The organism is Pseudonocardia yunnanensis, from assembly GCF_039534065.1.
Classification (GTDB): Bacteria; Actinomycetota; Actinomycetes; order Mycobacteriales; family Pseudonocardiaceae; genus Pseudonocardia; species Pseudonocardia yunnanensis.
The window spans coordinates 256,345-277,087 of sequence record NZ_BAAAUS010000013.1 but is presented as its reverse complement, the minus strand read 5'-3'; the positions used below and the strand labels follow the sequence as shown (position 1 = coordinate 277,087).

20 protein-coding genes are annotated in these 20,743 nt (G+C 72.7%); 5 read left to right on the top strand and 15 right to left on the bottom strand.

Features of this window, described 5'->3' with window-relative positions:
- Positions 1-68 precede the first annotated feature (68 nt).
- From ABD743_RS15105 to ABD743_RS15095, 3 genes are all read right to left on the bottom strand, one after another.
- A complete protein-coding gene (locus tag ABD743_RS15105; RefSeq protein WP_344722672.1) occupies positions 69-869 on the bottom strand; it encodes a PIG-L deacetylase family protein in 801 nt (266 codons plus the stop codon).
- Between the two features lie 134 nt (positions 870-1,003).
- The gene (locus ABD743_RS15100; protein ID WP_344722671.1) at positions 1,004-2,548 is read right to left on the bottom strand and encodes an amidohydrolase; all 1,545 of its coding nucleotides are present in this window, start codon (positions 2,546-2,548) and stop codon (positions 1,004-1,006) included.
- Between the two features lie 21 nt (positions 2,549-2,569).
- The gene (locus ABD743_RS15095) at positions 2,570-2,758 is read right to left on the bottom strand and encodes a PspC domain-containing protein (RefSeq protein ID WP_344722670.1); all 189 of its coding nucleotides are present in this window, start codon (positions 2,756-2,758) and stop codon (positions 2,570-2,572) included.
- Between the two features lie 249 nt (positions 2,759-3,007).
- Here ABD743_RS15095 and ABD743_RS15090 point away from each other — a divergent pair, with 249 nt between their 5' ends.
- Complete coding sequence (locus ABD743_RS15090) at positions 3,008-4,057, top strand: GDSL-type esterase/lipase family protein (RefSeq protein WP_344722668.1); 1,050 nt, start codon at positions 3,008-3,010, stop codon at positions 4,055-4,057.
- A gap of 118 nt (positions 4,058-4,175) precedes the next feature.
- On the opposite strand, the gene ABD743_RS15085 is transcribed toward ABD743_RS15090, so the two are convergent.
- The gene (locus ABD743_RS15085) at positions 4,176-5,303 is read right to left on the bottom strand and encodes a M24 family metallopeptidase (RefSeq protein WP_344722667.1); all 1,128 of its coding nucleotides are present in this window, start codon (positions 5,301-5,303) and stop codon (positions 4,176-4,178) included.
- 57 nt (positions 5,304-5,360) lie between these two features.
- On the opposite strand from ABD743_RS15085, the gene ABD743_RS15080 reads away from it, so the two are divergent.
- Positions 5,361-6,311 carry a 5'-3' exonuclease gene (locus ABD743_RS15080; protein WP_344722808.1) on the top strand — a complete coding sequence of 317 codons (951 nt, stop codon included), beginning with the start codon at positions 5,361-5,363 and terminating at the stop codon, positions 6,309-6,311.
- 8 nt (positions 6,312-6,319) lie between these two features.
- Here the strand turns inward: ABD743_RS15080 and ABD743_RS15075 are convergent, their stop codons facing one another.
- From ABD743_RS15075 to ABD743_RS15065, 3 genes are all read right to left on the bottom strand, one after another.
- Positions 6,320-7,537 (bottom strand): GNAT family N-acetyltransferase, encoded by a 1,218-nt coding sequence (locus ABD743_RS15075; RefSeq protein ID WP_344722666.1) that lies wholly within the window; start codon positions 7,535-7,537, stop codon positions 6,320-6,322.
- Positions 7,538-7,597: 60 nt separating this feature from the next.
- A complete protein-coding gene (locus ABD743_RS15070) occupies positions 7,598-8,494 on the bottom strand; it encodes a DUF4333 domain-containing protein (protein WP_344722665.1) in 897 nt (298 codons plus the stop codon).
- A gap of 71 nt (positions 8,495-8,565) precedes the next feature.
- Entirely contained in the window at positions 8,566-11,322 is a 2,757-nt protein-coding gene (locus ABD743_RS15065) for a DEAD/DEAH box helicase (protein WP_379659197.1), read from the bottom strand.
- 85 nt (positions 11,323-11,407) lie between these two features.
- Here ABD743_RS15065 and ABD743_RS15060 point away from each other — a divergent pair, with 85 nt between their 5' ends.
- Entirely contained in the window at positions 11,408-11,896 is a 489-nt protein-coding gene (locus ABD743_RS15060) for a pyridoxamine 5'-phosphate oxidase family protein (protein WP_344722663.1), read from the top strand.
- Between the two features lie 70 nt (positions 11,897-11,966).
- Here ABD743_RS15060 and tatC read toward each other — a convergent pair whose 3' ends face one another.
- The 5 genes from tatC to ABD743_RS15035 all read right to left on the bottom strand — a co-directional run bounded on the left by tatC (position 11,967) and on the right by ABD743_RS15035 (position 15,651).
- The gene (gene tatC / locus ABD743_RS15055) at positions 11,967-12,911 is read right to left on the bottom strand and encodes a twin-arginine translocase subunit TatC (protein WP_379659199.1); all 945 of its coding nucleotides are present in this window, start codon (positions 12,909-12,911) and stop codon (positions 11,967-11,969) included.
- Between the two features lie 66 nt (positions 12,912-12,977).
- Positions 12,978-13,283 carry a Sec-independent protein translocase subunit TatA gene (gene tatA / locus ABD743_RS15050; protein WP_344722661.1) on the bottom strand — a complete coding sequence of 102 codons (306 nt, stop codon included), beginning with the start codon at positions 13,281-13,283 and terminating at the stop codon, positions 12,978-12,980.
- Between the two features lie 97 nt (positions 13,284-13,380).
- Positions 13,381-13,569 (bottom strand): hypothetical protein, encoded by a 189-nt coding sequence (locus tag ABD743_RS15045; RefSeq protein WP_344722660.1) that lies wholly within the window; start codon positions 13,567-13,569, stop codon positions 13,381-13,383.
- Positions 13,562-14,575: a helix-turn-helix transcriptional regulator gene (locus ABD743_RS15040; protein WP_344722807.1), complete on the bottom strand. Its 1,014-nt coding sequence runs from the start codon at positions 14,573-14,575 to the stop codon at positions 13,562-13,564. Before ABD743_RS15040 ends, ABD743_RS15045 begins: the two co-directional genes overlap by 8 nt.
- Positions 14,572-15,651: a helix-turn-helix transcriptional regulator gene (locus ABD743_RS15035; protein WP_344722659.1), complete on the bottom strand. Its 1,080-nt coding sequence runs from the start codon at positions 15,649-15,651 to the stop codon at positions 14,572-14,574. Before ABD743_RS15035 ends, ABD743_RS15040 begins: the two co-directional genes overlap by 4 nt.
- 149 nt (positions 15,652-15,800) lie before the next feature.
- On the opposite strand from ABD743_RS15035, the gene ABD743_RS15030 reads away from it, so the two are divergent.
- On the top strand, positions 15,801-16,073 hold the full coding sequence (locus tag ABD743_RS15030) for a hypothetical protein (RefSeq protein ID WP_344722658.1): 273 nt from the start codon (positions 15,801-15,803) through the stop codon (positions 16,071-16,073).
- A 54-nt stretch (positions 16,074-16,127) separates the two neighbouring features.
- On the opposite strand, the gene pafA is transcribed toward ABD743_RS15030, so the two are convergent.
- Positions 16,128-17,489, bottom strand: coding sequence for a Pup--protein ligase (gene pafA / locus ABD743_RS15025; protein ID WP_241038017.1), 1,362 nt, complete (start codon positions 17,487-17,489; stop codon positions 16,128-16,130).
- A gap of 235 nt (positions 17,490-17,724) precedes the next feature.
- On the opposite strand from pafA, the gene ABD743_RS15020 reads away from it, so the two are divergent.
- A complete protein-coding gene (locus tag ABD743_RS15020; protein WP_344722657.1) occupies positions 17,725-19,272 on the top strand; it encodes a bifunctional phosphatase PAP2/diacylglycerol kinase family protein in 1,548 nt (515 codons plus the stop codon).
- A 99-nt stretch (positions 19,273-19,371) separates the two neighbouring features.
- Here ABD743_RS15020 and ABD743_RS15015 read toward each other — a convergent pair whose 3' ends face one another.
- Positions 19,372-19,752 carry a VOC family protein gene (locus tag ABD743_RS15015; RefSeq protein WP_344722656.1) on the bottom strand — a complete coding sequence of 127 codons (381 nt, stop codon included), beginning with the start codon at positions 19,750-19,752 and terminating at the stop codon, positions 19,372-19,374.
- A gap of 67 nt (positions 19,753-19,819) precedes the next feature.
- Complete coding sequence (gene prcA, locus ABD743_RS15010; RefSeq protein ID WP_344722655.1) at positions 19,820-20,692, bottom strand: proteasome subunit alpha; 873 nt, start codon at positions 20,690-20,692, stop codon at positions 19,820-19,822.
- Between the last annotated feature and the right edge of the window lie 51 nt (positions 20,693-20,743).

The following is a 20,743-nucleotide window of genomic DNA, read 5'->3' as shown; positions in this document are numbered from 1 at the left end:
GGGCTGCGGACCCTCTCCGAACCGGCATGTCGCCCGTCCTGTTCGGCACGGATGTCGGACCTATCCGGTCAGGCAGGCACGGGAGCGAGCAGGTGCACGTTGCCGAGCGCGTCCAGGAGACCTGACCCCCCGCTGCGCCGGTACCACTCGAAGCCGTAGGCCGCGGCGAAACCCGCGGCCGGCACCGCGTCGGGTGCGATCTGGGAGGCGTGCGCGATCATCGCCTCCCGCTTGGCCTCCAGGTGCTCGGCGGAGCCGGACACGGCGAGGCCGATCTCCGCGGTCGCCCGGCCGAAGGGCACCGCGGCCGCGCGCGCAGCTCCGTGCACCAGGTGGCCGTCCCGGGCCGTCACGTGTAGGTGCTCCCTGTCGACCGTCATCCGGTAGGCGCTCGCCTGGACCATCTCGGCCGCTGTGGCTCCGATCCGGAACACCGCCCGGTGGTCGGGGTGGCCGTAGATGCCGTGCTCGTCGTCGTGGACGACGGTGCCGGCGCCCTCGTCGTCGGCGATCTCGGCGACGTGGCGCGCCAGTTTCAGCGGGTCGGCGGCGCTCAGCGCGCGTGCGTGCTCACCGGCAGTCCAGCCCGGGAGCCCCGAATCGCGCTTGCCGAGCAGGACCAGGCGGGACACTCCGAGCAGCTCGGCCGCCCGTTCGAGCTCGGCCACGCGGCGCTCGGGGATCGTCTCGCCGGGTCGCAGCGGAAGGCGGGATCCGCCGAGCTCGCCTGCGGTGGCGACGACCAGCACGGTGCGTGCACCGGCCTCGGCCAGGCGGCGGAGCGTGATTCCGGTGAAGATCGCCTCGTCGTCGGGGTGGGCGTGCAGCACGAGGACGGTGTGGCCACGCAGATCGGGGGAAGCGGTCACGTTCGTGATCACAGACTGTGCGGGCCGCGAGGGCGGCCGGATGGACGGAAGCGGGGGTGGTCAGCTGCGACAGCGACAGCAGCGACAACACCCCGGACAGCAGCGGGACACACCCGCGAAGCCCGTCCGGTCCGTCATGACGCGAATGCTCCCACACCAGGTAGGGCGTCGTGCAGCACCACCCCCCTGTGGGCGGTGCGCAGGCAGCGCGGCGGCCGGGCGTGATCGACGGCGTCGGAGCCGGCATCCCAGACGGTGTAGGACGCCGGGGCCCCGGGCGCCAGCCTGCCGGCGAGCGGGGACAGCTCGCCCGCGGCGCGGTACCCGCCGGCCGTGTGCGCCGCCAGCGCCTCGGGCCGCAGCAGCCCTGATCCGGGAGTGTGGTGGTGGACTGCGGCGTGCACGGCCGCCCACGGTCCCAGCGGCGTCACCGGCGAGTCCGACCCGAACGCCAGCACGACCCCCGCGTCCCGGAGCGCGGCCAAGGGGTTCATCCCGGCCGCCCGGTCCGGGCCGAGCCGCTCGGCGTACATCCCGGCAGCGCCGCCCCAGAGAGCGTCGAACATCGGCTGCACGCTGGCGACGACGCCGAGTTCGGCCAGCCGCCGGGCCTGCTCGGGATCGACCATCTCGAGGTGCTCGACGCGATGGACGGCCGCCCGCAGGGCCTCGACCGATGTGGCCGCAGCGGCGGCGTCGAGCCCGGCCAGGAGAAGGTCGGTGGCGGCGTCGCCGATCACGTGGAAACCCGCCTGCGCCCCGGCGCCGGTGCAGGCCGCGACATGCGTAGCGACGGCGTCGGCGTCCAGGTAGCGGTTGCCGGTGCACCCCGCGGCATCGATGTAGGGGGCCCGCAGCGCGGCGGTGCGCGATCCGATCGAGCCGTCGACGAACAGATCCCCGGCCAGGCCGTACGCGCCGGTGGCGGCGAGCAGCTCACGGGCCTCGCCGGCCGTGGCCACCGCCTCGCCCCAGTAGCCGACCACCTCGGGACCCGGACGACCCAGCAGCTCGGCGAGGTCGTCGGCGGAGGAGATGTCGGGCCCGGCGCACTCGTGAACCACGGCGATGCCCCGGGCGGCTGCCGCGGTGAGGAACGCGGTCTGGGCTGCGGCTCGGCCCGTGCTGTCCACCGCGGCCAGCGCCGCCCGCCTGGCGTGGTGGTGCGCGTCGGCGGACAGCGGACCGTCGGACCAGCCCGCTGCGCCGACGGCGGCGGGTGCCCGGTCGAGCAGCGCGGAGGAGACGAGCGCCGAGTGCACGTCGATCCGGCTCAGGTACACGGGCGCACCCGCGGCGGCCCGGTCGAGCGCGGCGCGCGTGGGCAGCGGGCCCGCCCAGAGCTGGTCCTCCCAGCCATGGCCCCAGACCAGCGCGCCCGGGCGCTCGGCCGCGCGGGCGGCCACCTTCGCGAGCAGCGCGTCGGGCGACGCGCAGCCGGTGAGGTCGACGCCGTCGACCAGCAAGCCGGTGGCCGTGGCGTGGACGTGGGCGTCGACGAACGCCGGGGCGATCACCGCGCCGTCCAGATCGAGCACGGTGGCGCCCGGCGCCCGCTCCCGGGCCTGCGCGGCCGTGCCGACGAAGCTGATGCGGTCGCGGTCGAGCTCGACGGCCTCGGCGTCCCCCCGGCCGCCCGGGTCGAGGACCCGGGCGCCGAGCAGCAGGGTGCGGGTCACGCCGCCTGTCTACCCCACCGATCAGTAGGGGCGCTTGGGCATGATCATCCACAGCACGATGTAGATGACGAACTGCGGGCCGGGCAGCAGGCAGGACAGGAGGAACGCGAGCCGGACCGCGAACGGGCTCCAGCCGAAACGTTCGGCGAGTCCCGCGCAGACCCCGGCGATGACCTTCCCGTGCTGCGGGCGGGCCAGTGTCGATGTCACGAGGAGCTCCTTCTTCCAGGTGCGGCGTCCGTCGCCGCTCAAGATCCAGTCTGCGCGGCGGCGGAAGGGGGGAACTCGGTGACCGCCCCGATGCGGCCCTGAGTTCTTCCCGGATATACCCCCGAACGAGGGAAGGCACTCGCCCATCGTGAGACCTACGCTGCTCCGCCCGGGCGGTGGCGCTGACCTGTCCACTGATGTCGCCGGACGCCCTGGCCGGGGTTCGGACCCGCGCCTAGCGTCGTCATCGTGAATCGATCTCGCTCCCCGCTCGCCGTGGTCGCCATGGCCTGCCTGCTCGCCGTCGTCGCGGCGCTGCTGGGCGGGCCGGCAGCAGCCGCCGAGGCGCGGCCCACGGCGATCGTCGCACTGGGCGACAGCGCCGCATCCGGCGACGGGGCAGGCGACTACGAGCCCGGCACCCGCGGGGAGAACGGCGACTGGTGCCACCGCTCGCCGCACGCGTACATCAACCGCACGGGGCTGGCCGAGCAGTCGGTCAACCTCGCCTGCTCGGGTGCCGACGCCGCCGCCGTGGCCTTCGGCGGCAGCCACAACACCGAGGGGTCGCAGGCGCAGCGCCTCATCGACGTCGCCGGCCGCTACCAGGTCACCACCGTCGTCCTGCAGGTCGGCGCCAACGACGACGCCGCACTCACCGCCACCGGCATCGCCTGCATCGCGGCGTTCCTCGACACGCGCCGACCCCCGTGCCGCGACACGATCGGGCCGCTGGTCGGCGGCCGCATGGCCGCCACCGCGTCGAAGGTCGAGGCAGCGGTACGCGACGTCCGGGAGGCGATGCGCCGTGCGGGCTACGCCGACAACGGCTACCAGCTCGTGCTGATGTCCTATGCCTCGCCGGTCACGGAGCACGCGGTGCGCGCGCAGGCGCTCCAGGGCTGTCCCTACAACAAGGCCGACGCCGGGTGGGGCCGCACCGCTCTGTTCCCCGCCCTCTCGGCCGCGCTCGCGGGCGTCGCCGAGCGCACCGGCGCGCGGTTCCTCGACATGGTGCGGGCCACGGAGGGCCGCGAGGCCTGCAGCCACCCCCTGCCGGCGGACGAGTGGCAGCGCCGCATCACCGTCGACCCGCAGGCACTGGTCCATGGCGGTCTCGACGCGGTCGGCTTCCACCTCGCCCAGGAGTCGTTCCACCCCAATGCGGCAGCGCACGCCGAGATGGCGCGGTGCCTCGCCGACTTCGTGCGCTCGCCCGCGCCGGCGGCGTCCTGCGTCACAGGGGCCGATGGCCGCAACCGTGTGGAGGGCGCGCATCCGGCTCCGGCGGCTGCCTGAGGACGCTGCAGCCGCTCAGGCCTGCGCGCCGGGCCTGAGGTCGGGCGGGCACCCCTCGGCCCGGCCCGCAACGGCCCTGGCGCCTCGCCCGGAGTCCGTCAATGCCCTGGACGCGGCGTCAGAGCACCACGAGGTCGCGCGGTCGGCCGTTGAGCCGCTCACAGCCGTCGTCGGTCACCACGACGATGTCCTCGATCCGGGCGCCCCACTCGCCGTCGAGGTAGACGCCGGGCTCCACGCTGAAGGCCATACCCGGCTCCAGCGCCAGCGCGTTCCCGCCGACGATGTACGGGTCCTCGTGCACGTCGAGTCCGATGCCGTGCCCCGTGCGGTGCACGAACCGCTCGCCGAGCCCTCCCGCGCTGATCGGCTGCCGCGCAGCGGCGTCCACCTGCTCGGCGGTGACGCCCGGCCGGACGGCGGCCACAGCGCGTTCCTGCGCGTCCTGCAGCACGGCGTAGGCCTCGCGCACCGACTCCGGCGGGGTGTTCCCCACGGCGTAGGTGCGGGTGCAGTCCGAGTAGTAACCGCTCGGCAGCGGGCCGCCGATGTCGATCACGACGACGTCCCCGTCCGCGATCACCCGGTCGGACACGTCGTGATGCGGGCTGGCGCCGTTGGGCCCGGAGCCGACGATCACGAAGGCGGCCGACGTATGGCCCTCCTCCACGATCGCCGCGGCGATGTCGGCACCCACCTGCTGTTCGGTGCGGCCGGGCTTCAGGAACTCGGCCATCCGGGCGTGCACGCGATCGATCGCCGCTCCGGCCGTGCGCAGCTCGGCCACCTCCGCGGCGTCCTTGCGCATCCGCAGATCCCGCAACACCGGGCCGGCCAGCTCCTGCAGAACCTCCGGGAGCGCGTCGCGGAGACCGAAGACGTGAGCTGCCGGCATCGAGTCCACCACGGCGACCCTGGTCGGGCCGCCCGCGAGGTCGCTGACCAGCAGGTAGGGATCCTCGCCGTCGATCCAGGTGACGACCTCCACGCCGAGATCGTCCAGCGGGAGCCCGGCGTAACCCGGTGCTTCCAGCCGCGGCACCACGAGGGCCGGGGGCGCCCTGTGGCCGGCGGCGGGTAGCACGAGGCAGGTGAGTCGCTCGTGGGACTCGCCATCGGCACCGATCAGGTAACGCAGATCGGTGCCGGGGGTGACGAGCAGCAAGTCGGTGTCGTGCGCCGCAGCAACCTCTCCGGCACGGCGGATGCGGTCGGCGAGCAGCGCGATCGGAACGGCCGGTGTCATGGATGGCAGCGTATTCCGGCAAGCTGTCCCAGCGTGACCGCGCCTGCGCCCTCTTTGATGCTGCTGGATGCCGCGAGCCTCTACTTCCGCGCCTACTTCGGCGTACCCGAGACGATCACCGCGCCGGACGGCACCCCGGTCAACGCGGTGCGCGGGTTCACCGACATGGTGGCGCGGTTGATCACCGAGCGGAGGCCCACGCGTCTCGTCGCGTGCCTCGACCTGGACTGGCGCCCGGCGTTTCGCGTCGAGGCGTTGCCGTCCTACAAGGCACACCGGGTGCCCGGTGAGCCGGACGTGGCCCCCGCCGGACTCCCGGAGATAGTGCCCGACACCCTCGCGCCCCAGGTCCCGATCCTGCTCGAGGTGCTGGCCGCGGCCGGCATCGCCACTGCCGGCGCCGAGGGCTACGAGGCCGACGACGTGATCGGCACGCTCGCCGCGGGTGAGCGGACGGACCCGGTGCTGGCCGTGAGCGGCGACCGCGACCTGATGCAGATCGTGCGCGAGGAACCCGTCCCCGTGCGCTTGCTCTACGTCGGCCGGGGCCTCGCGAAGGCCGAGCACCTGGGCCCTGCAGAGGTGGCCGCGAAGTACGGCGTGCCCGTCTCCCGGGCCGGTGAGGCCTACGCCGAGATGGCCATGCTGCGCGGCGACCCGTCCGACGGGCTGCCCGGTGTGCCCGGCGTCGGGGCGAAGACCGCGGCCACGCTCGTCGGTCGCTTCGACTCGTGGGCCGAGCTGGTCGCCGCCGTCACCGACCGGGCGGACGCGCGGCTGTCCCCGCCCGTCCGCACCAAGTTGGCGGCGGCGGCGCCGTACCTCGCGGTCGTGGAGCCCGTGGTCCGGGTGGCGCAGGACGCCCCGGTCCGCCACGACCGGGCCGACGCCCTGCCTGGATCACCTGCCGACCCGGACCACCTGGCCGCGCTGACCGAGCGCTGGGGACTCGGCGGCTCGGTCGACCGCCTGCTCGCCGCTCTGGCGAAGAACGCCGTGGCCGGGTAGGCCGCAGCTCAGAAGAACGTGCCGCACCACGGCACCTCGGCTGCGGCGAACGCGGCGTCGGCCCGCCGGACGGCGCCCGGGTCGGGTGCGCTCCACCAGCCCGTGGCCACGAGCTGGGACGGCGTGCGGTCCCCGAGGTAGGCCATCGCCAGCGCCGCCGCGTTGCACTCCAGCTCCGGCGCCACCGGTCCGCCGAGAGGCCCGATGAGCTCCGCGCTGCCGTCGGCGATCCGGTAGACCCCGGCGTTCTTCTCCAGCAACGGGTCGTGCACCGCGAGCAGCACCGGGTCGGCGGGCCCGTAGGAGCGGGCGGCCAGTGCCGCGGGCACGTCCACGAGCCGCAGCCACGTCTCGTCGCGCTGCCCGGTGACCACGCAGGCCCGCGGGTCGCCCAGCAGGAGCTCCAGGGGCTCGTCCAACGGCCGCAGCTCGGTGTGAACCGAGGTGATCAGGTCGACGCCGAGCAGGAACCGCCAGAGCCCCGCGGTCGCCTGCACGTCCGCGGCCTGCAGGTCGGCGATCTCCAGCGTCTGTTCCGTGAAGCCGGCGGCCGAGGTCCGGAACGCGATCGCGAACCCGTCGTCGCCGCCTGCTCCCGTGTGCACGACGCCGAGGACCGGCTCGCGATCGTCGATCCTGTGGCCGAACATGCTCTGCCACCACCGGTCGGGCCTCGTGATGCTCCCGACGCGGTTCAGCGCGAGGGCCGCGTGCACGTCCCGCATCGTCGGGAGGATCTCGTCCCGGTCGAGCAGCCGCACCGACCCACCCAGCGGCGCGCCGGACCGCCACCCCGCACGCTCGGCATTCACTTGTAGGTCCTGCCCGCGCGTGGCCACCCCGTAGCCGAACCGCCCGTAGATCCGCGCCTCGCTGGCCCGCAGCGTCGCCACCGGCTCACCTCGCGCCGCGACATCGTCGAGCTGGGCCCGCATCATGGCCGTCAGCAAGCCGCGGCGGGTGTGGTCGGCCCGCACGCCGACGCGCGTGACGGCGGCCATCGGGAGCACGGCGCCACCGGGCACCACGAGCTCGCTCGGGATGGACGTCGCCGTGGCCACCAGCGCGCTGCCGTGGTGGATACCGAGCGTGCGACCGGGGCTGTAGGTCGCGGCGCTGTGGGTCCACCGCTGGTCATCGACCGGGCCGCGGTGGATCGTGGCGGCGAAGAGCGTGTGGGCCGATCGGATCTGGTCGGCCTCGAGGACGCGGACGTCGGGGTTCACGGAGCGTGATGCTGCCCGAAGCCCTCTCCCCGGCAAACCCAGTTCCCGGCCCTCCCTGGGTCAGGCGGGACGGCCCACCTCGTACGCGCCGTCCGAGCTCGTGATCGTGATCGGGACCTTCACGGGGGCGCCGTCTACGGTGGCCTGGCACTCGAAGCTCGTGCCCTCGGCGACGCGGATCCCCTCGTCACACTGCACGGCGGACACGTCGAGGTTGTAGTTCTGCGCGAGGACCCGCTGCACCCCGTCCTGCAGGGCGGCCTGGTCGAACACCTTGCTGACGAAGAACCCCGGCCAGACGAACCCGAGCACCGCGATCACCGCGATGACCACGACACCGCCGATGATCGGGAGGAGCAGGCGCTTCACGCCGCTCTTCCCTGCAGGAGCCGGCGCAGGCGGGCGGCCCTGCCCCCACTGCTGCTGACCCGCAGGCTGCTGCTGGCCCGCCCACTGCTGGGTGGGCTGTTGCTGCCCCCAGCCCGGCGACCCGAACTGCTGGGGCCCACCGGGCTGCGGCGCGCCGTAGGGCTGCTGCGGGCCCTGAGGGCGGCCGTAGGGCGGCTGCCCGAACTGCTGAGGCTGCCCGTAGGGCGGCTGACCCGGGTGGGGCTGGCCGTAGGGCGGCAGACCCGGTTGCGGCTGGGGCGGCTGGCCGTACGGCGCCATACCCGGCATGGTCTCCGAGTGCTGTGCCGGCATGCCCGGGACGGTCTCGGTGTACTGCTTGTGCGGAGTGGCGAACTGCCCCGGCTGGGGCGGTGGCTCGTTGCCCGGGCCCTGCGTCGGGACGGCGCGGGTCTCGGGGCCGGTCGGAACCGCTCGGGTGTCCTCCGGATCCCCGTCCTGTGGCTGCTGGCCCCAGCCGCCGGGCGGCTGCTGACCCCATGGCGGTTGATCCGCCGGGTTCCCCGGAGGACTGCCATGCGGCGGGTTGGGACCCTGGGGCGCGCTCATCGGGGACCTTTCTGCCAGGTGCGGTCGGGCGATCCAAGCACAACCCGATCACGGACCCGGGAACACCCTGCTCAAACGGCGCCCACGGCGACCACTCCGCGCCGCACAGCCGCCACGGCCTGCGCCGCCGAACGGCCCACACCGTCGCTACGGCCCATGACGCCGGCGATCTGATCGAGCAGATCGAGCACCTGACGGCACCAGCGCACGAAGTCGCCTGCCGAGAGCTCAGCGCCGTTCTGCTCCGCGGCTGTCAGCACGACCGACAGCGACTCACCCCGTGCCCAGCGGTACATGGGCCAGGCGAATCCGAGGTCGGGCTCACGGGTGCGGTCCACGCGGTGGCGGCGCTCGTCGCCCTCCAACTCGGCCCAGGTCCGCACCGTCCGGCCCAGCGCATCCGACACGGGACCCGAGGGCACCTGCGGCATCGGGCCGTTGTCCCGCCGCGACTCGTAGACCAGCGACGACACCACCGCGGCCAGCTCCGCGGGCCCCAACCCGTCCCACACGCCGTGGCGCAGGCACTCCGCGGTCAGCAGATCCGACTCACCCCAGAGCCGGGCGAGCCGCTCGCCGTGTTCGGTGACCTCGTCGCCGTCGAGATAGCCCCGTTCCGCGAGGATCGCGCGGATCCGGTCGAGCGCCCGCGCCAGGGAGTGGGTGGTCGCCCGGACCTTCTGCCGCAGCTGTTCGGTCTCGCGCTCCAGACGGGCGTACCGGTCCGCCCACCGCGCGTGGGCCTCCCGGTCGTCGCAACCGTGGCACGGGTGGGCACGCAGGGTCCGGCGCAACGTCGCGAGCTCCGGATCGTCGGCGCCTCCGCCGCGCGAGCGCCGCCGGGGCACGGCGGGAGCGACGATCCCCGTGTTGCGCAGCGACGACGCGAGATCGCGACGCACGCTCGGTGTCCGGTGGTCGACACGCTTGGGCAGCCGCATCCGCCCGAGCGGCTCGACGGGCGTGGGGAAGTCGGCAGACGAGAGCCTGCCCGCCCACCGGTCCTCGCTGAGCACCAGCGGGCGCGGGTCGGAGCCGGGGGCGAGACCGGGATCGAGCACCACGGCGAGACCGGCGCGCCTGCCACCGGGTACCGCGATGACATCCCCGGGCCGCAGGGCCCGCAGTGACTCGGCCGCGGCCTCCCGGCTGTCGGCCACGCCCTGACGCGACAACGCCTTCTCCCGCTCCCCGACGCGGCGGCGCAGCGCGGCGTACTCGGCGAAGTCCCCGAGGTGGCAGTGCATCGACTCGGCGTAGCCCGCCAGCGCCTCGTTGTTCCGTTCGATGCGCCGAGCCAGCCCCACCACCGACCGGTCCGCCTGGAACTGCCCGAACGACTTCTCGAGCAGTTCGCGGGCCGCCTCCGTGCCGAGCCGTTTGACCAGGTTGACGGCCATGTTGTAGCCGGGCCGGAACGAACTGCGCAGCGGGTAGGTCCGGGTCGACGCGAGCCCGGCGACCTGGACGGGGTCGACCCCGGGCTGCCAGATCACGACCGCGTGCCCCTCCACGTCGATCCCGCGGCGGCCGGCGCGGCCCGTGAGCTGCGTGTACTCGCCGGGAGTCAGGTCGGCGTGCGACTCGCCGTTGAACTTGACCAGGCGCTCCAGCACGACGGTGCGAGCGGGCATGTTGATACCGAGGGCCAGGGTCTCGGTCGCGAACACCGCGCGGACCAGGCCACGGACGAACAGCTCCTCCACGGTCTCCTTGAACGCGGGCAGCATCCCGGCGTGGTGGGCCGCGATCCCGCGCTCCAGCGCCTCGAGCCACTCCCAGTACCCGAGGACCGCGAGGTCGGCCTGCGGGAGGTCGGCGGTGCGGCGCTCCACCGTGCGCCGGATCTCCTCGGCCTCGACCTCGGTGGTGAGCCGCAGTCCGGAGCGCACACACTGGCCGACCGCGGCGTCGCAGCCCGCCCTGCTGAAGACGAACGTGATCGCGGGGAGCAGCGCGTTGCGATCCAGCCGGTCGATCACGGTGGTGCGCGACGGAGGCCGGAACCGGGTGGAGGACCGGCCGTTCCCGCCACCGCGCGGGCCGCGGCCCCGTCCCCGGTCCCACACGGCGCTCTGCCGGTCGAGATCACGGGTGTAGCGCACGAGGTCGGGGTCCACCTGCAGCTCGCCGGCGGCGTCCTCGCCCGCGAACAGGTCGAGGAGCCGGTTGCCGACCATCATGTGCTGCCACAGCGGCACCGGCCGGTGCTCGTCGACCACCACGGTGGTGTCGCCGCGCACGGTCACCAGCCAGTCGCCGAACTCCTCCGCGTTGCTCACGGTGGCCGACAGGCTCACCAGCGCGACGTGCTCCGGGAGCTGGAGGATGACCTCCTCCCAGACGGCACCGCGGAAGCGGTCGGCGAGGTAGTGCACCTCGTCCATCACCACGAAGCCCAGGTGCTCGAGCTGACGGGACCCGGCGTAGATCATGTTGCGCAGCACCTCGGTGGTCATCACCACCACCTGCGCGTCGCCGTTGATGACGGTGTCGCCGGTCAGCAGCCCGACCGCGTCAGCACCGTGGCGCTGCACGAGGTCGGCGTACTTCTGGTTCGACAGCGCCTTGATCGGGGTCGTGTAGAAGCACTTGAGACCCTGGGCGAGCGCGAGATGCACCGCGAACTCACCGACCACGGTCTTCCCGGCACCGGTCGGCGCGCACACGAGAACCCCGTGCCCGTCCTCGAGAGCGGAACACGCCGTGTGTTGGAACCCGTCGAGCTCGAAGGGGAGACTCCCCGCGAACTCCGCGAGACGGGGACGTGCGGCGCGGCTCCTGGCGGCGGCGTATGCCTCCGCGGGAGCGGGATTGCTGCTGGCCACCGGCCCAGGTTTCCACATCGGAGCACCGCCGATCGGGACTGCCCGGTCACAACGGGGCAATCGTGCGTCATGAGAAGGTCGTCCCGTGTCCTCGCTCTCCGATATCGCTCCCGCATTCGTCGCACTCGCACACCGCATCGTCTGGGCCACCACCGCCACCGTCGACACCCACGGCAGGCCGTGGACCCGGATCCTGCACCCCATCTGGGAGTGGGACGGCGAGCGTCTGATCGGCTGGGTCGGCACCGGCCCGTCGCCGACCAAGCAGGCACACCTGAACGCTCATCCCTACGTCTCGCTGACCTACTGGGACCCCTCCCACGACACCGCCACCGCCCAGTGCCGGGCGAGCCTGCACACCGACGAGGAGACGCGGACCGAGCTGTGGGAGCGCTTCCGCTCGGCCCCGGAACCGGTCGGCTACGACCCGGCGATCATCTCCGGCTGGGACGGGCCGCTCTCCCCCGGATTCGCCGCGCTGCGGCTGGAGCCGTGGCGCCTGCAGGTGCAGCCGTCAGCGGTGCTGTTGGCGGGTGAGAACGACAAGATCATGGTGTGGCGCGAGGCCGCCTGAGCCCGACGCGGGAACACCGGGCCCCGACGAGCGCTCCGCCACTGCGCAGCAGCGGCGGAGCGGCTCGGGCTCAGGTGGCGTCGTCGACCCGATGGGGAGAGTCGGAGTTGTTGCGCGGCACCTCGATCGGGCCGGGGGCGTCAAGGGTGCTCGGCTCGTCGATCGAACTCGGGGTGACGTCGATCTTGCTCGGCGTGGTGTCGATGGGGCTCGGGGCGTCGGGGTCCCACTCGTCCCAGCCCTCGGCGGCGCGCCGTGAGGCTCGACGACGGTCGTTGATCCGCGTGATCTGGATGGCGATCTCGAACAGCGCCACGAGGGCCAGCGCCAGCGCCAGCATCGAGATCGGATCCTGACCGGGGGTGGCGATCGCGGCGAAGACGAACAGGGCGAAGATCAGCCCCCGCCGCCATGCCTTGAGCTTCTCGTAGGAGATGACGCCCGCGAGGTTCAGCATCACCACGAGCAGTGGGATCTCGAAGCTGACCCCGAAGATCAGCAGCAGCGCGATGATGAACGAGAAGTAGTACTCACCGGTCAGCGCCGTGGTCTGCACCTCGTCGCCGATGCTGAGCAGGAAGCTCAGGCCCTGGGTGACCACCAGGAAGGCAAGCACCGCCCCGAAGACGAACAGCACCGCGGCGACGGAGACGAAGGTGAGCGCGTAGCGCCGCTCCTTCGCGTAGAGACCGGGGGTGATGAACCCCCAGATCTGGTACAGCCACACCGGGCAGGCCAGCACGATGCCTGCCGTCATGGCGACCTTCAACCGCAGGTTGAACTGGTCGAACGGGCCCGTGGCCAGGAGCGTGCAGGCGTTGGGATCGGCACTGAACTGACCCCGCGACGATGCGGGGATGGCGCAGTAGGGCTCCTTGAGCAGGTCACCCAGGCTGGGCAGGCCGAAGAAGTTCGTGCCGTACCAGATGTAACCGATGATCGTGGTGAGCGCGATCGCGATCAACGCGATGGCGAGCCGATTGCGCAGCTCGTAGAGATGCTCGATGAGGGTCATCGTGCCGTCGGGGTTCTTCGGCCGACGGCTGCCGAACTTCACGGAGAACTTGGCCACCGGGCTGGGCTACTGCCCGGTGTTGCTGGCACCCGGCTGTGTGGTGCGGGTGCTCTCCGGCCGGGGCTCCTGGACCTGAGCGGGCTGCGATGCGGGAAGAGCTGCGGGCGGCGCAGGCTGCGCGGCCGGCTTGTCGGTGGTGGCGGCAGCGTCCTCCCGCGGCGTCTCGTCGCTCTTCATGCCCTTCATCTCGCCCTTGAAGACACGGGCGGACTGTCCGATGGAACGCGCCATGTCCGGGAGCCGCTTGGCACCGAACAGGAGCACCAAGATCCCGATGAGGATCACGAATTCCCAGCCGCCGAGGCTCGGCATGATTCTCGTCCTTCCGCCGTGGGCACGTGCCGGGGAGTCTACGCCGCCCGGAAAGCCCGATACGGGCGCGGGCCTGCCCCGATGTAATGGTCGTTGCTCATTCGTAAGGACGTCGCCGGGCGTTCACCAGCTGCTGCAACAACGCCATGCGCCCTCGCGTATCGACCTGCAGCTCCGCGCTCGCCCGACGGAACCGGCGCACCGGCGGCACGGCCAGCAGCAGCACGAGCGCCAGCAGCACGAGCCCGGCGCCCGCGGTGACCACCGCGGGCAGGAACTCACCCATCGTTTCGCTCCCCACCCTCGTCGCCGTCCTGCTCGCCCGCCTGGTCGACGCCGCCCGCCTCCGCGGCGATCAACGCCTCGCGTGCCCGGCGGCCGACGGTCTGCACCAGCTCCGGTGGCTCCAGCAGCCGCGCCCCGCCGCCGAGCCCCAGCACCAGCCGGACAAGCCAGGCCGGGTCGGCGTAGCGCAGCAGCACCCTCGCCCGGTTCCCGTCGAGCTCCACGACCTCGTCGACGGGGTAGTACTCCGCCACCCACCGGGCCTCGGGCTCCAGCAGCAGCACGGCGGAGCGGTGATCCTCGCTGGGACGGAACAGGCCGTGGGACACGTCGGAGGGTTCGGCGTCCGGCGGCGGGGCGGCCGGCTCGTCGAGCACCTCGACCTCCTCCACGCGGTCCAGCCGGAACATCCGCACCGCCTCGGCCCGGCGGCACCAGGCCTCCAGGTAGGCGCGCCCCTCCACGATCAGCAGCCGCATCGGGTCGATCGTGCGCTGCGAGACGGCGTCGCGCCCCGCCGTGTAATAGACGATGCGCAGCGCCCGGCCCGAGTCCAGCGCGTCCCGGACGGTTGCGGTGGCCGCCGCCTCCTCGTGTGGCAGGTCGACCGCCACACCCACGCTGCCCGCGTCGCCGACCGCCCGCTCGATCTTCGCGGTGGCCCGCTGGACAGCCGCCGTGTCGACCATGCCGGGCACCTCGGCCAGCGTGCGCAGGGCCACCAGGAGCGCGGTGGCCTCGGCCGTGGTGAGCCGCAGCGGGCGGCGCATTCCGGCGTCGTGGGTGACGGTGACGGTGTCGCCGGAGAACGACAGGTCCACCAGGTCGCCCGGTCCGTACCCGGGCAGGCCGCACATCCAGAGCAGCTCGAGGTCGCGTCGCAGCTGCCGCTCGGTGACGCCGAAGTCGGCCGCGGCCTCGGCGACCGGGATGCCCGGCCGCGCGAGCAGGTAGGGCACCAGCGACAGCAGCCGCGGCAGCCGCTCGGTGACCCCGCCGGTGCTCATCGCCACGTCCCGGCACGGTCGGGACGGCGCAGCCGCCCGACGGGCCCGCCGACGTCGGTGACCAGGGTGGGGTCGCCGGTGGCGTCGTCGCCGGTGGCGTCGGACGCATGTGCTGCCGCGGACGCCGCCCAGTTGCTCCGGACCGCCTCGGCGAGGCTCTCCGGGCCGAGCACCGCGACGTCCGGACCGTGACCGGCGAGCCAACGGGCCACGGTCTCGACGCTGCGCAGGTCGAGCTCCATCTCGTCGCCGGGCCGTCCGCCGTGCGTACGGCGGCCGATCATCCGCGCGAGCCTGCGCAGGCCCTGCGCCCTGCCGTCGGCGACCCACACCCTGGCGGTGCCGCTGACCGGGGGCGGGTCGACGTTGTGGCGCACCATCGCCATGAGGTCGATGTCGGCGGGCACCGTGACGGCACCCGCGGGACCGACCGGGGTGACGGAGTCGTTGATGCGCGACACCCGGAACGAGCGGGGCGCGTTGCGGTCGCGGTCGTGCCCGACGAGGTACCAGCGCCCCCGCCACGACACGACGCCCCACGGTTCGACGATGCGCCGTTGCAGCGCTCCACCGGGACCACCACGGCGGTGCTCGAACATGACGACGCGCCCGGAGCGCACTGCGGCGAGCAAGGGCGCGAACGCCGGCTCGGTGGTGCGCACGCGTGGCTGCACGCGGCCCTGTTCCTCGTCGACCTCGACGCCGGCGGCGCGCAGCTTGACCAGCGCACTGTGGGCGGGAGCGGCCAGGTCGGGGGAATCCCACAACCGGGCCGCGAGCGCGACGGCGGCGGCCTCGTCGGGCTCCAGGTCGATCTCGCCGAGCTCGTAGTCCTGGCGGGCGATCCGGTAGCCGTCGACCGTGTCGAAGCTCGACATGCGCCCGGTCTCCAGCGGCACACCGAGCTCCCGCAGCTCGTTCTTGTCCCTCTCGAACATCCGGAAGAACGCCTCGTCGCCCCGGGCGTCGGCATAGCCCGGCACGATCTGGCGGATCCGCTCGGCAGGTAGGAACTGCCGGGTGGACAGCAGGCAGAGCACCAGGTTCACCAGACGCTCGGCCCGTGCAGAGGACACGACCGGCATCGTACGACCGGCACCGCCCGCATCGTGGGCGACCGGCGCAACCTGGTCGAGTGTCTCAGCTTGCGACACCCGAACCCTTGACCCGATTACCCCCCGAGCCGAGGCTCTGCGAGGTATCCGCCGGACCGGGGAGAGGCACCGTGGACCACACAGACACCAATGCAGGCCGGACCGGCGACACGGACCGTGTCGAGACGTTCAACCCGTGGACGGTGGTCAACCTCGTGTTCCACCACCTCGCCGACCAGGGCCTGCACCCGGTGCTGGGCGAGGCGGGGGACCCCGCGGTGCCGGCCACGGCGCTGCTGCGCGCGTTCGGGATCGAGCCGGGACGCAACGACGAGAGCGTGACCTCGCCGCTGGTGCAGGACGAGCTGGCCGAGCTGCGTGCCCGGATGCTGGGCGAGCGCTGACGCGCTGACACAGGCGCGGATACGAGTGCTGCGGCGCCCGTATCCGCGCGAGGCCTACAGAGAGGCGATCAGCCGGTCGACGCGCTCGTCGACCGCGCGGAACGGGTCCTTGCACAGCACGGTGCGCTGCGCCTGGTCGTTGAGCTTGAGGTGCACCCAGTCGACCGTGAAGTCCCGCCCCGCGGCCTGGGCGGCGGCGATGAAGTCGCCGCGCAGCTTGGCCCGCGTGGTCTGCGGCGGGGTGTCCTTGGCCGCCTCGATCTCCCCGTCGTCGGTGACCCGGTCGACCATGCCCTTGCGCTGCAGCAGGTCGAACAGCCCGCGGCCGCGCCGGATGTCGTGGTAGGCCAGGTCGAGCTGCGCGATACGCGGGCTTGCCAGGTCCAGGTCGTTGCGGCGGCGGTACCGCTCGACCAGCCGGTGCTTGATCGCCCAGTCGATCTCGCGGTCGATCAGCGACAGGTCCTGCGACTCGACGGCGTCGAGCGTGCGGCCCCACAGCTCGAGCACCCGCTCCATCGTCGGGTCCTCGGTGCCACGGGTGGCCACGTGCTCGACCGCGCGGCTGTAGTACTCGCGTTGGATGTCCAGCGCGCTCGCCTCACGCCCGCCGGCGAGCCGGACCGTGCGCTTGCCGGTCAGGTCGTGGCTGATCTCGCGGATCGCGCGGATCGGGTTGTCGAGGGTGAAGTCCCGGAACTGGACGCCTGCCTCGATCATCTCCAGCACGAGGGTGGCCGAGCCGACCTTGAGCAGCGTGGTGACCTCGGACATGTTCGAGTCGCCGACGATCACGTGCAGCCTGCGGTAACGCTCCGCGTCGGCGTGCGGCTCGTCGCGGGTATTGATGATCGGGCGCGAGCGGGTGGTGGCCGAGGAGACCCCTTCCCAGATGTGCTCGGCGCGCTGCGACAAGCAGTACACGGCACCCCGGGGCGTCTGGAGCACCTTGCCCGCGCCGCAGATCAGCTGGCGGGTGACCAGAAAGGGCAGCAGCACGTCCGCGATCCGCGAGAATTCCCCGGCGCGTGCGACGAGGTAGTTCTCGTGGCAGCCATAGGAGTTGCCCGCAGAGTCGGTGTTGTTCTTGAACAGGTAGATGTCGCCGCCGATGCCTTCGTCGACGAGCCTGCGCTCGGCGTCGACCAGCAGGTCTTCGAGGATGCGCTCACCCGCCTTGTCGTGGGCGACGAGTTGGGTGAGGGAGTCGCACTCCGCCGTGGCGTACTCGGGGTGACTTCCGACGTCGAGGTAGAGCCGGGCACCATTGCGCAGGAAGACGTTCGACGAGCGCCCCCACGACACGACCCGGCGGAACAGGTAACGCGCAACCTCATCAGGTGAGAGTCGCCGCTGTCCGTGGAAGGTGCATGTGACCCCGAATTCGGTCTCCACACCGTAGATCCGCCGCTGCATCCCGTCAGCGTAGGCGCAGTACGCCCCTTGATGTCATGGCTGTGACCGACCGGTTCGGGCGCGTCGTCCGAGTAGTTCTACTGAAGCCGGTCGCCGATTACGCCGTTAGCGTTGCCCGCGGTCGGTCCGCCGGACGCTGGGGGGTGTCCGGCGGACCATCTGATTACGGTGGGTCCGCATCGGGGCCTCACCAGGTGCTCCTCCGGGTGCAGAAATACGTGCGTACTGTCAGCCCGTGATTTCTTGGTTGCAGCGGGCTGCCGACGAGGTCAACGACGCCGACCGAGCCGTCTCACGGGTGATCTCCTCCATGCCTCCATCACCGCTCGACAGCACCATGAAGGCGGTGTCGACGGCCGCCAACCACAGCCTGCTCTGGTTCGGGATCGCCGCGCTGCTGGCGGCGCGGCGCGGAGCGAGCCGCAAGGGCGCCTTCCGGGGGGTTCTCGCGATCGCGGGCGCCAGCGCCACCGCCAACGCACTGCTCAAGCCTGCGCTGCCGCGCCGGCGCCCCGCTGCCGCCGAGCTGCCCGCCTACCAGATCATCGACAATCCGCCGACCTCGTCCTCGTTCCCGTCCGGGCACGCGGCGTCGGCCGCGGCGTTCGCCACGGCGGTGGCGTTGGAGAGCCCCCGCCTCGGTCTCGCCGTGGCCCCGCTCGCGGCCACGGTGGCCTACTCGCGGGTGCACGTCGGCGTGCACTGGGCGTCGGATGTGCTCGCCGGAGCGGCCCTCGGAAGCGGGATCGCGCTCGCCACCCGCCGCTGGTGGCCGGTCCGGCGCACCGACGAGGCCAGGGCCCGCCCGCTCGACGCGGTGCCCGAGCTCGTACGGGGAGAGGGCCTCGTGATCGTGTCCAACCAGCGCTCGGGCGTGCCGGACTACGACCCGGCGACCGAACTGGAGACCGCGCTGCCGGCGGCAGTCGTGCTGCGCGCCGAGCCGGACCGCGACCTCGACGAGCAGCTCGACACCGCGGTGGCCGAGCGGGGTGACTGGGTACGCGCGATCGGCGTGGCCGGCGGGGACGGTTCGGCCGCGGCCGCCGCCGCAGTGGCCGGGCGGCGCAGCCTGCCGCTGGTGGTGGTGCCCACGGGCACGCTCAACCACTTCGCCCGTGACGTGGGCATCTACGACATGCAGGAGGCCGTGGACGCCACCGGCGCAGGCGAGGCCGTTGCCGTCGACCTCGGCCTGATCGATGTGCACCCGGGCCACGGGAGCGACCCCGAGACGGAACAGGTCGTGCGCGTCCGCTGCTTCCTCAACACGGCGAGCCTCGGCTCCTACCCCGACATCGTGCGGCTGCGCGAGCAGTGGCAGTCGCGGTGGGGCAAGTGGCCGGCCTTCGCCGCGGCGCTCGTCACGGTGTTGCACCGCGCCGAACCCGTAGAGATCAAGATCGACGGCCGCTGGACGTCGGTCTGGTTCCTCTTCGTCGGCAACGGGCCCTACTACCCGCGCGGCGCGGTGCCGGCATGGCGGCCCTCGCTCGACACCGGCCTGCTCGACGTGCGCTGGCTGCGCGCCGACGTCCGGTTCTCCCGGTTGCGCGCCGTCGCCGCGCTGCTGCTCGGCGCACTGGGGCACAGCCGCGTCTACCACCAGCGCGAGGTGCCGGAGCTCGAGGTCGAGCTCGCCGTGCCGGGCATGCTCGCCACCGACGGCGAGGTCGTCGAGGAGGCAGGCCGCTTCACGTTCCGCGTCGCGAAGGACGCCATCCCGGTCTACCGGCGCCACGAGGAGAGGTGGACCGGGCGCGAACGCCCCTTCATCGGCTGAGCGGCCCTGAGTGGCTCCGGACGGGCGGAGCCACCTCAGGGGTGCCCGGACGGCGTGAACGGCACGCACGTCGCGAATCAGGGCACCGGACGGGCGCCGCTAACTGCCCCCGCTACCGTAGGGCCGCGTGATGACCTCGAGGTTGTGGCCCTCGGGCGAGGAGAAGTACAGGCCGCGTCCGCCGTCATGGGTGTTGTGGCCCGGCTGGTTGTGCCCCGGGTCGCCGTAGGTCGCCACCTTGCGCTCGCGCAGCCTGCCCGCGACCGCGTCGAACTCCTCCTCGCTGATGAGGAACGCGTAGTGCTGCGAGGGGACATCGTCGGTGTCCATGAAGTCGAGACTCACGCCGTTGCTCAGTTCCACGACGGCGAACGGCCCGAACGTTCCGGGTTCGGGCAGGCCGAGGACCTCGGCCACGAACCGGGACTCCGCGTGCTTGTCCCGGGCCGCGACGATGGTGTGGTTCAGCTCGATGCTCATGACCCAAGGGTGCGACCTGAACCCAGGTGCAGGTCAAGCGCTACGAGCCGGTCGGCCCGCGGGACGGCTACGAGCCGTTGGTGCTGCCGTTCGAGCCGTTGTCCCCGCTCTGCTCGCCGTCGACGGCCCCACTCCCCGCCGGCAGGTCGTCGCCGCCGGCCACGGTGGGGGCGGCAGGGGCGTCGACCGCGCGGTTCGCCTCGGGCAGCAGATCCCGCAGGACCTGCCCGGTGATCCGCCGGAACGTGCGCCGTGGGCGCGTGCGGTCGAGCACCGCCACCTCGAGCGCGCTCGCACCGAGCACGCGGGCGGCCTGCGCCCCGCCGTTGCCGCCCGACGGACCGGAGCCCGCCGCCCCGGCGACCTGCAGGGCCTCCACGGCGACGCCGATCGCCTGTCCCAGCTCCATGCCGGCCCGGTAGGTGTCCTTGAGCTTGGCGCTGATCGGGTCGGTGGTGCCGCCCATGACCACGAACTGCGGCTCGTCGGTGATCGAGCCGTCGTAGGTGATGCGGTAGAGCTGGTCGCCGTCCGGCGTCTCGCCGACCGCGGCGAGGCAGAGCTCCACCTCGTAGGGCTTCTGCTGCTCGACGAAGGAGGTGCCGAGCACCTGGGCGTAGAAGTTGGCGAGCATCCGGCCCGTGACGTCACGGCGGTCGTAGGAGTAGCCGCGCACGTCGGCCATGCGGATGCCGGCGTTGCGCAGTGTCTCGAACTCGTTGTAGCGCCCGACGGCGGCGAACCCGATGCGGTCGTAGATCTCGGAGACCTTGCGCAGGGCGCTGGGCCGGTTCTCGCTGGAGCGGTTCTCGGCGACGAACAGCACGCCGCCGGTGTAGGTGAGCACGACGACGCTGCGGCCGCGGGCGATGCCCTTGCGCGCCAGCTCCGAGCGGTCGCGCAGCAGCTGGTCGACGGAGGAGTAGAACGGCATCGTCACGGGGCGGACTCCAGAGGCGTCGCAGGGATGGGGAGCACGGCAGGGTTGTCC